Annotated in this window: 13 protein-coding genes; 9 read left to right on the top strand and 4 right to left on the bottom strand. The window is 36.2% G+C overall.

Annotated features, from left to right (window positions below; translation table 11 throughout):
* Window positions 1-165 precede the first annotated feature (165 nt).
* Together A6B45_RS09875 and A6B45_RS09870 are read left to right on the top strand one after the other, a co-directional pair.
* Complete coding sequence (locus A6B45_RS09875; protein WP_072614402.1) at window positions 166-1398, top strand: MDR family MFS transporter; 1233 nt, start codon at window positions 166-168, stop codon at window positions 1396-1398.
* Between the two features lie 680 nt (window positions 1399-2078).
* Window positions 2079-3056, top strand: coding sequence for an aldo/keto reductase (locus A6B45_RS09870; protein WP_072614401.1), 978 nt, complete (start codon window positions 2079-2081; stop codon window positions 3054-3056).
* A 10-nt stretch (window positions 3057-3066) separates the two neighbouring features.
* Here the strand turns inward: A6B45_RS09870 and A6B45_RS09865 are convergent, their stop codons facing one another.
* A complete protein-coding gene (locus tag A6B45_RS09865; RefSeq protein ID WP_072614400.1) occupies window positions 3067-3537 on the bottom strand; it encodes a MarR family winged helix-turn-helix transcriptional regulator in 471 nt (156 codons plus the stop codon).
* 89 nt (window positions 3538-3626) lie between these two features.
* Between A6B45_RS09865 and A6B45_RS09860 the strand changes: the two genes are divergently transcribed.
* Window positions 3627-4601, top strand: coding sequence for an aldo/keto reductase (locus tag A6B45_RS09860; protein ID WP_072614399.1), 975 nt, complete (start codon window positions 3627-3629; stop codon window positions 4599-4601).
* 221 nt (window positions 4602-4822) lie between these two features.
* On the opposite strand, the gene A6B45_RS09855 is transcribed toward A6B45_RS09860, so the two are convergent.
* On the bottom strand, window positions 4823-5203 hold the full coding sequence (locus tag A6B45_RS09855) for a winged helix-turn-helix transcriptional regulator (RefSeq protein WP_072614398.1): 381 nt from the start codon (window positions 5201-5203) through the stop codon (window positions 4823-4825).
* Between the two features lie 141 nt (window positions 5204-5344).
* On the opposite strand from A6B45_RS09855, the gene A6B45_RS09850 reads away from it, so the two are divergent.
* From A6B45_RS09850 to A6B45_RS09840, 3 genes are all read left to right on the top strand, one after another.
* Window positions 5345-6535 carry an NADH-dependent flavin oxidoreductase gene (locus A6B45_RS09850; RefSeq protein ID WP_072614397.1) on the top strand — a complete coding sequence of 397 codons (1191 nt, stop codon included), beginning with the start codon at window positions 5345-5347 and terminating at the stop codon, window positions 6533-6535.
* Between the two features lie 139 nt (window positions 6536-6674).
* On the top strand, window positions 6675-6926 hold the full coding sequence (locus A6B45_RS09845) for a hypothetical protein (RefSeq protein ID WP_072614396.1): 252 nt from the start codon (window positions 6675-6677) through the stop codon (window positions 6924-6926).
* 321 nt (window positions 6927-7247) lie between these two features.
* On the top strand, window positions 7248-8600 hold the full coding sequence (locus A6B45_RS09840) for a Na+/H+ antiporter NhaC family protein (RefSeq protein ID WP_072614395.1): 1353 nt from the start codon (window positions 7248-7250) through the stop codon (window positions 8598-8600).
* Between the two features lie 34 nt (window positions 8601-8634).
* On the opposite strand, the gene A6B45_RS09835 is transcribed toward A6B45_RS09840, so the two are convergent.
* Window positions 8635-9969: an amino acid permease gene (locus tag A6B45_RS09835; protein WP_072614394.1), complete on the bottom strand. Its 1335-nt coding sequence runs from the start codon at window positions 9967-9969 to the stop codon at window positions 8635-8637.
* A 106-nt stretch (window positions 9970-10075) separates the two neighbouring features.
* Here A6B45_RS09835 and A6B45_RS09830 point away from each other — a divergent pair, with 106 nt between their 5' ends.
* The 3 genes from A6B45_RS09830 to A6B45_RS09820 all read left to right on the top strand — a co-directional run bounded on the left by A6B45_RS09830 (window position 10076) and on the right by A6B45_RS09820 (window position 13033).
* The gene (locus A6B45_RS09830) at window positions 10076-10969 is read left to right on the top strand and encodes a LysR family transcriptional regulator (protein WP_072614393.1); all 894 of its coding nucleotides are present in this window, start codon (window positions 10076-10078) and stop codon (window positions 10967-10969) included.
* 128 nt (window positions 10970-11097) lie between these two features.
* Entirely contained in the window at window positions 11098-11589 is a 492-nt protein-coding gene (locus A6B45_RS09825; protein ID WP_072614392.1) for a PH domain-containing protein, read from the top strand.
* Window positions 11582-13033, top strand: coding sequence for a PH domain-containing protein (locus A6B45_RS09820; protein ID WP_072614391.1), 1452 nt, complete (start codon window positions 11582-11584; stop codon window positions 13031-13033). The genes A6B45_RS09825 and A6B45_RS09820 overlap by 8 nt, the downstream gene beginning before the upstream one ends.
* Window positions 13034-13155: 122 nt before the next feature.
* Here the strand turns inward: A6B45_RS09820 and A6B45_RS09815 are convergent, their stop codons facing one another.
* Window positions 13156-14112, bottom strand: a complete 957-nt coding sequence (locus A6B45_RS09815; protein ID WP_072614390.1) for a DMT family transporter — start codon at window positions 14110-14112, stop codon at window positions 13156-13158.
* Window positions 14113-14169 lie beyond the last annotated feature (57 nt).

The following is a 14169-nucleotide window of genomic DNA, read 5'->3' as shown; positions in this document are numbered from 1 at the left end:
ATTGGTGTGGCGTTCGAGGCCCTAATTTTAATGGGTATTATATATGTCATCCTTCGATTAATTAAAAACAAACGGGATATGCGCAAATGATCATAAATTAAGCACTTAATTTTCCGTTATATGAATAGGTTTCGTGTTACAATTATTCTATTATTCGGAGGATTTATGCAAATTGACTTAACTGATAAACCGCGTCCACTTGATGAAAAGTGGCTACTTTTTGGTACTTTATTATCCAACACTGGAAACTCAATGATTTGGCCAGTCACGACACTTTATATGACTGGTGTTCTACATCAGAGTTTTACGATGGCGGGACTAGTTTTGATGGTGGGATCACTTATTAGTATGGTTGGCTCATTTGTTGGTGGCAGGCTATTTGATAATTGGCGACCATATGAAGCAATGGTAATTACGAGCTTTATCATCTTAGTTGCTGTTTCCAGTCTGATTATTTGGAATGGGTGGCCCGTATTTGCCTTTTTTATTTGGCTAGCTAATTTTGGTATGGGCGCGGAACAAACGTTAGTTAACTCTTTTGCCACAACAATTCCTGGTGAAAAAACGCGCATCGTATTCAATAATATGTACATTGTGTTGAATATTGGTGTGGTTTTGGGAACATTAGCAGTAGGATATTTATTTGATTACGGTTTTAACCTGTTGATGATGATTTCGGCGGCGTTGTATTTTACATTAATGTTAATTATTGCAACCAAATTTAATGTTCCGGTAGTTCGCACAAATACTGACGCAACGGGCGTTACGACGCCTGAAGAAACAGAAAAAGTGAGCAGTGTCGGTGCACCAGATCAACGTTTTCGCTTGACACCAGTTTTAGTCGCCATTGGGGCGTTGTTGTTTATTACGTACTTATCCTACATGCTGTGGGAAACCGTGATGGCACCACACATGAAAAGCTTAGGTATGCCAACGCGTAATTATGCAGACTTATGGATGATTAACGGCGTAACTATTATTTTGCTCCAAAAATTTGTTTCTAATTGGGCAAATCGGCGACCATATCAAGTCTCAGTTATTCTAGGTAGTATTATTTTTGCTTCTAGTTTTTTCTTTTTGATATTTGTAAAAGAGTTTTGGCAAATTGTGCTAGTGTTTGAACTGCTAACGATTGGAGAAATGTTACAAAGTCCGCAAGTTCCAGCATGGGTTGCGCAAATCACTCCCAAAGAAGTAGCTGGACAAGCACAGGGCTTTGTTTCAATGATGATCAGCTCAGGTCGAGTCATTGGTCCAATTTATTCGGGTATGATGATGGATCGCGGTTGGATGAAAATGCTATTTTTGTCAGTATTCATAATCATGTTAATTATCACAGCTTTGTTAGCGATTACAATAGCGAAACGAACTAAAAAATCAGTGGAGAATAACAAATAAACTATTTGTTATTCTCCTTTTTCAGTGAAAGTTGCTTCTCAAGAAAGGCAATTTGGGGTAAATATTCAGAAACTGTTGTAAAGTGGGTGTCAGAAATTTAATACAGCAGAGGCTATTTTCAATTAGAGCCTGTAAATCAACATTTGCGAATTGCGGTAAATAATCTATACTTCCAACTGCCACTGATAAAGCACCCCTTTGGAATTCGTGTAAGCGCTTGCAAGCGTGAGAAAACCATGTTATAATTAAAGTATAGATTAGGAGAGAGTCCTAAAACAATTCAAGTTGTGTAAGCTATACGAATGATAGCTTAGGTGGATTTTCTTCAATCCAGGGCAGCTTGCTCAGTACTCTATTTGGAAAGTGATGGACGCGTGAAAACGTACATGTGGCTGGTAATTAGGGTCGATGGTGAGGCATAAGATGTATGGGTCTTGTGTTTGTCACTTGAGAGCAGGCTGTTTTTTGTGTCGATTGGTGTCTAATAAACTATTTTTAGGAGTGCAGGTACTTTGCACTCTTTTTTATATTACGAATATAATTGACAGTTTTTACAGGCATAAATGACTAGTCATTTTATTTGTGCAGAAATATAAATTATATTAATTATATATTGTTTATAATCGATAGATGATGTATCATGTATTTATTCAATTATTATAAGTAAAAAGGAAAAGAAAATGCTACAAAGAAATTTAGGGTCGCAAGGGTTAAAAGTTTCATCAATCGGGTTGGGATGCATGGGGATGAGTAGCACGTACGGTCGCGCTGATGATAAGGAATCAATTACGTCAATTAGGCAGGCGGTCGTTAATGGCATTTCATTGTTTGATACTGCAAATGTTTATGGTAACGGACATAATGAAAAATTATTAGGAAAAGCACTTAAGGGCGTGGACAAGCAAGTGACAGTGGCCACAAAAGTGGGCATTCAAGAAATGCAACTGAACCAAAAGAGAGTCAACGGTCGTCCTGATTATATTAGATCTGAAGTTGAAAAGTCTTTGATTCGTTTAGATAGAGAGTATATTGATTTGTACTACCTGCATCGAGTAGATCCAGATGTACCAATTGAAGAGAGCATTGGTGAAATGTCTCGACTAGTTGAAGAGGGTAAAGTCAAATACATTGGGATATCAGAAGCCTCTTTGTCAACGATTAAAAGAGCTCATCAAACACATCCTATAACGGCGGTTCAAAGCGAATATTCATTGTGGAGTCGTGGTGTTGAGAAAGAAATAATGCCTTATTTACAAGCAAATGAAATTGGATTTGTAGCATACAGTCCATTGGGTAGAGGATTTTTTGCAGATGATTTCAGTTTGGATGCGTCGAAAGAAGACGTACGCCAATACTTGCCTAGGTTTCAGGGTGACAACCTCACTGCCAATCAGGAAGTATTTAAAGTAATTCGTAATTTATCACAAAAGTTAGGAATAACATCTTCACAACTAGCCCTGGCATGGTTATTGCAAAAGAACAGTAACTTAATAGCTATTCCAGGAAGTAAGTCAATTCAGCACATTAACGAAAATATTGCATCAAGTTATATTGATCTTGATGATAAAATAATTCATATTTTAGATAAAACATTTGATGAATCTAATACACATGGCAGTCGTTATCCTAGTATGTTAATGGACGAATTGGAAAAGTAAAATAGATTCATCAAGTTAATGATGAATCTATTTTCATTCTTTTTTCAATTTTTTGTTCACTCTCTGTACCAGTTATTTGGTATCTCAAAACAGAGTTAAAGGTTTTAATATCAATCGTGTCAGATAGAGAGGATAGATTATATGCATTAAATAGGTTTTCTTTTTCCTTGATACTAGGTATTAACTCACGGCCCTTAGAGGTCAAATGTATGACTGATTTTCGATTATCGTCAATGGCTTTACTTTTATAGATGAAACCATTTTCCACCAATCGTTGCACTAATCGACTAGGACTCTTACTTTCACAAATTAGTAAATTACCTAATTCTTTTAATGATAAAGGTTCTTTTTTTGACAAAACTTGTAACACCTCACTTTGATTAGGCGTTATACCAAGAGGAGCTAAGAACTCAGCGTATTTTTTCTGACCTTCTTTTTGGACAGCATTGATAAGATATCTTAATAAATCAGCATCATTCATTTTCTTCATCCTATAGTAAAAGTATTTTTATCTATAATAGCATACTACAACATCGTACGATTGAAAATAAAAAAGGAAATAAAATACTCATGAATAAAAGTAGACAATTAGGACAGACTGACCTGTATTTATCTCCACTGGGACTAGGCACCTGGCAATATAGCACAAAAGATAGCAGCGGCACCTCAATGTGGGGAAATACCGAGACGGAGACGGTTTATGAAATTATCAAGTATTCCTTACAGAATGGGATGAATTGGATAGATACAGCTGAAATTTATGGCAATGGAACCTCTGAAACATTTATTGGAGAGGTAACGCAGCGCTTGCAAAGAGAAGATGCTTTAGCAACCAACCCTTTCATCGCTAGTAAATGGTTTCCTTTAGCTCGTTCGGCGTCATCAATCGCTAAAACGATTGATGACCGTTTAGAATACCTACAAGTACCGACTATTGATTTATATCAAATTCATCAACCGACATCTCGGTCATCTTTAAGAAAGCAGATTGAAGCCATGGTGTCGCTTGCAGAGCAACACAAAGTGAAACAGATTGGGGTGAGCAACTTTTCTGCTAAACAAATGATTAAAGCCCATCGTCTATTGCAAGAGTATGGGATGACACTTGCTTCCAATCAAGTTAAATATAATTTATTACACCGTAGTCCTGAGAAAAATGGCACACTAGAGGCTGCTAAAGAATTAGGGATAACAATAATTGCTTACTCGCCCTTACAACAAGGATTATTAACAGGGCGCTTTCATGAACAACCTGAATCTTTATCAAAGGTGAGTCGTTTTAGAAAGCTACAGTCGAATCTGACTACCAAAACCTTGCAAAGGACTGAACCACTTTATCAAGAACTAAAGAGGTTATCACTAAACTATGGGATGACAATTTCTCAGATTTCTTTAAACTGGTTAATTAATGCTCAAGGGGATACAGTTTTAGCGATTCCAGGAGCATCTAAAATACAACAGGCACAAGACAACGTAGAGGCCATGAATTTCGATTTGTCTAACAGCGACATTGAACGGTTGAACCGTATTTCAGCAACTTTATAATGCTTTAAATTTGTTATATTGGTTTTTTGAATCAAAACGGCCACTGATAATGTTGTTTGTAAATATAAAATAAGTGGCGCATAAAATATTGACTATATAAATGAATTGATGATAATAGATTTAAATTAAACCTATAGAAAAAGACGGCATAGCTTAAGTTAGTGTCGCCTTTTTTATACTTTATAATCATAGGCCAGATAATTAGCGAGAAAGGTATAGTATCAATCATCGAATTTCAAATAGCCATCGTGATTATTATTCAATAAATTGACTGGTTGCATATTACTTTGCAATTTTCTGACTCGTTTTTCACCCCAAATAGACATTGGTATTAATACCTCTCGCAAGGTCTTACCTTCCTCAGATAGGTAATATTCTACTTTTGGTGGCACTTGATTATAGACTTTTCGTACAATAATTTCATCCGCTTCTAATTCGCGTAGCTGTTGTGTTAATGTTTTCTGGGCGATATTAGGTATTCGATGGCGGAGTTCGCCAGTACGAATAGGGCCATTACCTAGATGACATAATATAATTGGTTTCCATTTGCCACCAATTACGTCCAATGTTGCTTCTACACCGATATGATATATTTTTTCCATCAGTAATTACGTGACTCCTTCTGCATTCTATGAGTACCTTTTAGTTCCTATGGTACATAATAGTGCGTACTTGTTTCAATGTCTGTAAACAGTATACTACATGTACAGGAATAAGAAACAATTGACTGAAAGGATAATACAATGGAAGAACAAAAGTTTTTGTCTCGCTTTAAATTTGATAACGGCCTAGTAATTAAAAATCATATTGTGATGTCACCTATGACAACAATGACTAGTTTTTATAATGGCATGATAACCACCGATGAACTTAATTATTATGCAGCTCGTGCTGGCGGCCCGGGAATTATCATCACCGGTGTTGCTAATGTTAGTGATAATGGTAAAGGATTTGAAGGCGAATTATCAGTTGCTCATGACGAAATGCTACCAGGACTAACTAAATTAGCTAAGGTTATTCATAAAGACGGTACCAAAGCAATTTTGCAAATATTTCATGCAGGCAGAAAAGCCAATAGTGCTATTCTCCGTGGGGAACGGCCTGTTAGTGCTAGCGCGATTGCTGCTAGTTATCCAGCTAATTCTGAGACGCCACGGGCACTAAGCGATTCAGAGATTCATCAAATTATTACTGAATTTGGCGAAGCAACTAGGCGAGCAATTGAAGCGGGTTTTGATGGCGTTGAGCTACATGGAGCCAACACGTATTTGTTGCAACAGTTTTATTCTGAAAACTCTAATCAAAGAAGTGATGAGTGGGGTGGTTCTAGAGAAAAGCGCCTAAAGTTCCCATTAGTTGTGATTGAAACTGTTAATAAAACGGTAAAAAAATATTCAAAAAAACCATTCATAGTCGGTTATCGAATTTCCCCAGAAGAAATTGAGGAGCCTGGTATTCGATTAGAAGATTCTTTTTTCTTCGTTGATCAGATTAAGCACAAAGTAGACTATATCCACCTGTCAATGGGTAGTTATAAACGAACATCTCTAAATAACAAGGCGAACAAGGAAACGTTAATTCCTCAGTTTTCTCAACATACGAAGAATATAGTACCGCTTATTGGTATAGGGTCGGTGGAAACACCAGATGATGTTAATGCTGTCATGTCTGATGGTGCAGATTTGGTAGCTATTGGTCGGGAATTCATTAGAGAGCCACAATGGATTCAAAAGATTGAAAAAAATGATTTGGGGAGTATCCGTACTTTGATCAGTCCATCTGATATGGAAGAATTGACTATTCCATCTGTCATGCAAGTTTATTTAAGAAAGTCCTTTTATTCCGTCATGCATTTTACTGATGACGCCGAAACGAAAGAGGACTACCAAAATGCATTAGCACCAATGGAAGGGCTAGACAAGAAGCTAAGATAATAGACTTGACTATATTAAATTAGTCACAGTCAAACATTCGGTTAATTATATTGAACTCATTCGAGCAGACACATGTCTTTATCTAGATAAAGTTTCTTTGCTAGGTGTACAATGTGGTTAAGAAAGGTGGGCTTCAATTATGCTTAAGAGTAAAAATGAATGGTTAAAACAATATATAACGGTAATTTATGAAAGTAAAGAGCATGTTTTCAGAATAGTCGATACTGATGCCCTGTACCAATTTACTAATACAAAACCTGACGCACTTTTGGATAGCCAAAAAATTAAAACAGACTTGGTAGCATCTCTCAAAAATAAAGAAACATCGTTGAATAATATATCTGAAAAAGTACTCTCGAATAAATATGGTCTTGAATTAATTAATAAGTAAGTATGTTTAATTTGACAGATATTGTATTTGTATAGTAGAATAAAGCTCTTGTGGATAGCATAAATAACTAGTAAGATTGGCATTCGGTGTGAAGAGAAGCAGTGGTTGGTGAAAACTGTGCAGGTGTCGTTATCTGAAATACAGCTATCAATAATCAATGTGGGCAGCACCACATTATCAAATGCTAAAGTGATGCGTTTTTGACGCGTAAGCTGGGTGGTACCACGGATTTCTGTAAATGTCGATTCGTCCCTTCTGTTTTTATAACAGCGGGGACGTTTTTTATTGCAGAAATATAGTTCTTATTCGCGGGAGATAAACATGGAAAACAAACTGACTACCAAGCTATCGACGACATTGTTGATCGTTGTAATCTTTATTTTAGCTACTGCTGTTATTGGTTTTGGATTATCGCCGAGTGTGCCTATCTTACTAGTAATTAGTATGATTGTCCTAGTCGCTCGGTTACGAGGTGTGAGTTGGCAAGAAAGTCAAGCAGCCTTGATTAAGGGAATCACTTCGGGTATAGTACCGTTGTTTTTATTTTTACTGATAGGCGCCCTGATAGCACTTTGGCTTGCTACAGGTGTAATTCCTACGATGGTTTGGGTTGGATTTAAAATGCTAAATCCCCAGTTCTTTTTACCAACTGCTTTGTTAACTTCCGCCATAGTAGGCACGTTAATTGGGAGCGCGTTTACAACGTTATCAACTGTTGGTGTGGCGTTAATGGGTGTAGGAACGTTAATGGGTTTAAATCCAGCGTTGGTTGCTGGAACTATTCTTTCTGGCGCTATTTTTGGGGATAAAAGTTCTCCTTTGTCTGATTCAACTAATCTAGCAAGTGCCATTTCAGAGACAGATTTATTCGCGCATATCAAAAATTTAATGTGGACAACATTACCTGCTTTCGGGGTAACTTTTCTTGTGACAATTATGCTTGGCTTCGGCCATCATTCGGGTGTGGGAACAACACAAAAAATTGCTTCATTATTACCATTATTGCAACCAACGTGGTGGGCTATTGTGCCACTTTCTGTGCTGGTAGTCACCGCTTGGTTTAAACTTCCAGCTATTGCGGCCTTAATGATTAACATTTTGGTTTCCAGTGCGGCTTTTTTAGCACAACACAGTGTATCTGATTTTTCTGACCTATTAGTTCATGGTTTCAAGACGACAAGTAACAATCCTACCTTAATTCTTTTACTGAATCGTGGCGGTATGTCTTCAATGATGGATACCGTAATGATGATTATGTTAGCGTTAGCTCTTGGTGGTTTATTAGATGGTCTGGGTATATTGAAAGCTGTAATGGCACCCGTTGTAGGACATTTGCAATCCCAAGGATCAGTAGTTTTAGCAACGTTATTAACAGGTATTGGCGCCAACTTTTTGGTTGGGGAACAATATCTAGCAACCATTTTACCTGGGCAGTTATTTAAAGACAGCTTTACACGTGTGAACTTATCTGGTCTGGCGTTGGGAAGAACAATTGAAGATAGTGGGACAGTAACAAATTATTTAGTACCATGGGGTGTTGCAGGTGCTTTTGCAGCACAGACGCTAGGTGTATCGGTATTAGCTTTTGCACCATTCACACTGTTTGCATTGTTGTCACCTGTGATGTCAATTGCTTCTGCACTAACTGGCATAGGTTTAAAACAACTGAAGTAATCAAAAAAGGAAGATATGTCTTCCTTTTTTAGTGTTATTTTTTGATTTTATAAAGACTAATCGTAAAGAGAACGATAAACCAGACGATTGCTAATATTGTTGTTACCATTGTGTTGGGTGAAAATAATAAGATTAAGAAAACAGTAGCCATAAACAAAATAGTTAAATAATTTGAGAAGGGTGCACCAGGCATTAAGAACAATTTTTCACCATTAGCAAACTGTTCTGATTTTCGATATTTAATATGTGTTAAAAGTAACGAGATGTAAATAACAATGAAGGTAGCTGAAGCAGTTGAAGTAACTATTCCAAATGCATCTTCTGGGAAAATATAGTTTAATCCAATAACAGAAGCGACTAAAACTGCTGATAGTGTGATGCCACGCATTGGGATGTAGTGTTTATTTAGCTTATTAAAAAAGCTATTCTTAGGTGACAAAGAAAAAATCATGCGGCCAGTTGTGAACAGCGCACTATTCAGTGACGAAGCAGCTGCGGTCAGAATAACAAAATTGATGATACCAGCCGCTGCAGGAATACCAATACCAGAAAAAACTTGCACAAAAGGTGAAGTGTTGGCGCTATAGTTTGTCCAAGGTTGGATTGTCATGATAGCCAATAAAGCACCAATATAAAAAATAAGAATCCGAATAATAATAGAGTTAATTGATTTTGGAATAGTTTGTAATGGATTTTTTGTTTCAGCAGCTGTAATACCAACAAATTCAACACCTAAGAACGCAAAAAAGGCCATTTGAAAAGCTGCTAATAAATTGTTACCATGATTTGCAATTAAACCATGCTGCCATAAAGTTGACAATTTCGTAACGCCAGCCTCACTACGTATATGAAAAACAACCATGACAACGCCAATTAAAATCATGGCTACAATAGCAACAATCTTAATTAAGGCAAACCAAAACTCTGTTTCTCCGAATGCCTTAACAGCGATAATGTTCATGCTGTAAAGAATACCTAGGAATAATAGCTCCCACAACCAGGCCGGGGTTTGTGGAAACCAGAATTGCATATACTTACCAATGGCTGTCAATTCAGCCATTGCAATAATAACCCAACCCAACCAGTAGGTCCAACCCATGACAAAACCGGTGCGCTCACCTAGATATTTTTTGATAAATCCAATAAAAACAGTCTGACTATGATCAGTTAATAATAGTTCTCCAAGGGCACGCATCATCGAGAATACGAAAAAGCCAGTTATGATATAAACTAATAGAATAGTGGGCCCAGCTTTTTGGATCGAATCACCAGCCCCTAAGAAAAGCCCAGTTCCAATTGTCCCTCCAAGGGCAATCATATTAATATGACGTCCAGATAGGGTACGTGATAATTTCTGTTGTTGACTCATTACATTTTCCTCCCAGTCACTATGTTCTATAGTAAATTATCTTGTATAATAAATAAAATTAATCTTTTTCAGTTTTACATGAAAAAAAGTATTCTAAGGAGTTATTGTGTCAACATTTTCTTATCAGGTTTTTGCAACAGTTGTTCGTTACCAGTCCTTTTATCAAGCGTCTCAAGTACTTAATGTCACACCGAGTGCAGTCAGTCACTCAATTAATCAGCTTGAAGAACAATTAGGATTTCCATTACTAATACGTAGCCGCTCTGGCATGACGTTAACTCATGATGGTGAGCTGGTGTTACCGTTTATTCAACAAATATTAGATGATGAAACAGATTTATTGCAAATGAGCAACAATATTAAAGGGTTACGTTCAGGATCAATCAAAATTGGTGCATTTAGTAGTGTCTGTATCAATTGGTTGCCGAAAATTCTTAGTTCGTTTTCTAAACAGTATCCTGACATTGAAGTATCAATTGTTCAAGGTAGCTTTGAGGACATTAGTAAAAAAGTTAAGGTGGGAGAAATTGATGTTGGTTTTACCACATTACCAGTCACAGACAATCTAACAACTATTCCGTTAATTGAGGATCCAATACATTGTGTTACGCCAGCAGGTTTTGTGCCTAAAAACAAGAAAAGTATTACGCAACAAGACATTATTAATCAAAAATTTGTACTGCAAAAGATAGATTATGACCGTGATACAAAGTCAGTTTTAGATGATTACAACGTTACAATTAATTCAATCAATTTTTCTATTGATGACCAGTCCATTATCTCAATGGTGGAGGCAGGAATTGGGTTTGGCATTTTGCCTAAATTAGCGCTAAAAAAAATTCAAGGGGATGTGGAGATTTATCCATTTCATCAGTCTTATACGAGACAAATCGTATTGGTAACTGGTAAAAATAAAGTGGCATCTCCATCAGTAGTTGAATTAGTGACGGTTATTAAAGACTTTGTTGAGAAAACATATGAGATTAGTTTGGAGAGCTAATTAACGGAAATATATGCCAAATACTTTCATATTGGACTTTAGTAATTCAAATTTATGTCACTTTTTGCATCCGGTAAATTGCTTTGATAAACTAAATATTATAATTTTAGAGTGATCGAGAGAAGAATATGATACCAGAAAATGCCGTGCAATTACCCAAAACAGCCAAATTTGTTTGGTTGATCCATGATGTTATTTGGTTTTTGTTTACATTTATAGGACTAGCCACTGTTTATATCCTTTTTTTACAATCGAAAAGGGATATTTATACAAATATTGCTGTAGTTTTCATGTTAATAGTTGTGTTGATACCGCTTATTCATATGGCATTGATTAATTATTTTTATCACTTTAGACGTTACTATATAGATGACCATGCGGTTTATATTTATCGAGGCTTTGTATTTAGAAAAGTAGAGACAATCCCCTTAAATCGTATTCAAAATGTTGATACAACACAGGGACCTATTTTACGTCGGTTCAAATTAATGGACCTGTCAATCAAAACTGCTGCACATGGTTTTGAGATTAAAGAAATAGAGGAATTGACCGCCAAAAAAATACGAGGTCAATTGGTGACAGCTGCTTTACATGCACGTGAGGTAGCTTCTGATGATTAAACAACACCAAAGCTTGTTTGCTGTTTTTATCAATTTGTTAACTAATATAAAGTTGATTGTATGGCCGATTCTTTTGGGATTATTCAATATGAATGGGAGCCGATTCACATATTTTCCTATCATTGTGATTGTTACCTTATTACTTCTGTTGCTAAGCGCTTGGGTACAGTGGTTTTTCTTTATCTTTGAGTTTGATGAACACGAATTAACTGTAAAAAAAGGTATTATCAATAAAAATCAGCTGCATATTCCATTTGAACGAATTCAAACAATAACGCGTACGATACCTTTTTACTATCAGCCTTTTCATGTTGTGCGCATGCAAATTGATACGTCAGGTCAGGGAAAACCAGATGTAATTTTTGATGCATTAACTATAAAACAGGCTAACCTAATTGAACAAAAACTTCGAGTTGCTCAAAATAGTATTAAGAAAGAATCTGAGACAGTTGAAACAACAAAAATTCAATATCAGGTGACCACTAAGGAGCTGGTCGTCTATGCGCTGACATCCTTAGGTGGGTTAGGTGGCGTTGTCGTATTATTCACTCTTTGGTCTCAAGTTGATGAGATGTTACCAAAGAATTTAAAATCGAGTTTTGAAGCTTTCTTTAATCATCAATCTGTGACAGGATTCTGTATTCTTTTTGTCTCAACCGTGATTGTTGGTATATTTGTCGGTTTTTTCAGAATATTTAATCGATATTTTAATTTTAAAATTAAACATCAGAATAATTATTTAGACATTTCACGTGGGTTTTTAGCGCATAAAACGATGCAGCTAAAACTTAATCGAATACAAACGATACAACTTCGTCAAACAATACTAAGGCGTTTGGTAAGATTAGTGAGTGTTAATGTATTGCTTTCGGCGAGTCAGGATGAAAAAGATGCCCAAACGGTTCTTATTCCTGTGGCGTCAATAGATAAAATCATGACTACTTTAAAAAAGGTTTTAACGTCTATTGATTTTGATGTGGATCATTGGCAAGTAAGTAATATTGATAAAGCGGCTTGGTATCAGGTCCGTTTCAGTGTTTTGCGCAACATTTTTATAATGGTTTTTGTAATTTCTGTTGTCATATTTTATTTTCCAAGCATGCTACAAAGATCATACATATTGTTATTCTTCTTTATCCTCATAGTAATAATAGCCATACTAATTCTAAAGAACATACTGACCATTACCGATCAAAAGCTTGGTTTTAATCAAGAATTGGTGTATATACAGCGAAGCAATGGTTTTAGCAGGGAAGGTTATTATATTCGTCGTGATAAGATTCAAGGGGTGCGAGAAAGAGGATTTATAACACTTTTTAGAAAAAAAGTACTGCACCTTGATATCATTGTAAGGGATGGCGATGGGCATCATATTATTCATTTGCGGTATGTACCACAAAGTACGGTTAATCATTTTAAACAGTGGCTGAATATAGGACTTTGAATCTTGCGATAGACAATATCAAAATGTATTTTGTCGACACTTAAAAAAACGTAAGACACTTATGGGTGTTTTACGTTTTTTGTATTCTTTATTTTAAGTTGGTGAATAATTCTATTTACTTTTTAAAAGAATTTAATTAAAACAACGCCACCAACCATGAACAATAACCCCAAAAGTTGAATGGCTGAAATGGGATTTTTCTTAGCTCCAAACCACCCAAATTGGTCTACGAGCAGACTGCCAGCAATTTGGCCAACTAAAACAATGACAACTACCAACCCAGTGCCTAGTAACGGCACTAGAAAAATATTTCCTAAGACAAATAGAGACCCAATGATACCGCCAATCCAAATCCACCAAGGTTGTTGTACAAGTTGGATAGCTTGTTTTGGTTTATGAGCATAGTGATTTATTAAGACAATAATAAGCAGTGTTATAAACCCGACTAGGAATGAAATAAGAGCTGCCTTAAGTGAGGAGTTAATTACTTTACCTAAATGTCCGTTAATAGCTGTTTGGAGAGCGCTAAGCATACCGGTTACAAATCCCAGAAATTGCCAAGGTAATCTTATGTAGTTTGACTCATTATTTTGTGAAGTTGCTTCTTTTGGACTGTTCTTTTGCTTTAATACTAGTTGCGTTAATGAAACAGAAAGAAAGACGCCGGCTAAAACTAGTAGGGCGCCCACTCCTCTAAACCAAGTAAAATCATGTTGCTTAGAGTAAAACCAACCAAAATTATCAATGAGCATACTCATGACAATTTGACCAAGAATTGGCATAATGACAGTTTGGACACTACCTAATTTAGGAAATAAGATAATATTACCGGTTAAATAGACGACACCTAACGCACCACCAATCCAAATCCACCAAGGCTCAGTTGAAAAAAAGGAACCATTAATCGTGAGAGAATGAGTAGTTACTAGGGTTACAGCTGTTAGAAAGATTGTTCCAACACCAAATGAAACTAATGAAGAATTAAATGCAGAACCAAGCACACTTCGAAGTTTGGAATTAACAGCGGTTTGTATAGGCAAGCCAAAGCCAATGACTAATCCAAGAATAAATAAGGGCATTACAGTTTCACCACTTTCTGAGAAATATCTGAATCATAAGATACATATGATTTAGTC

This window comes from Leuconostoc suionicum (assembly GCF_001891125.1).
Lineage (GTDB): Bacteria > Bacillota > Bacilli > Lactobacillales > Lactobacillaceae > Leuconostoc > Leuconostoc suionicum.
This window is presented reverse-complemented; position numbering and strand designations above follow the sequence as displayed.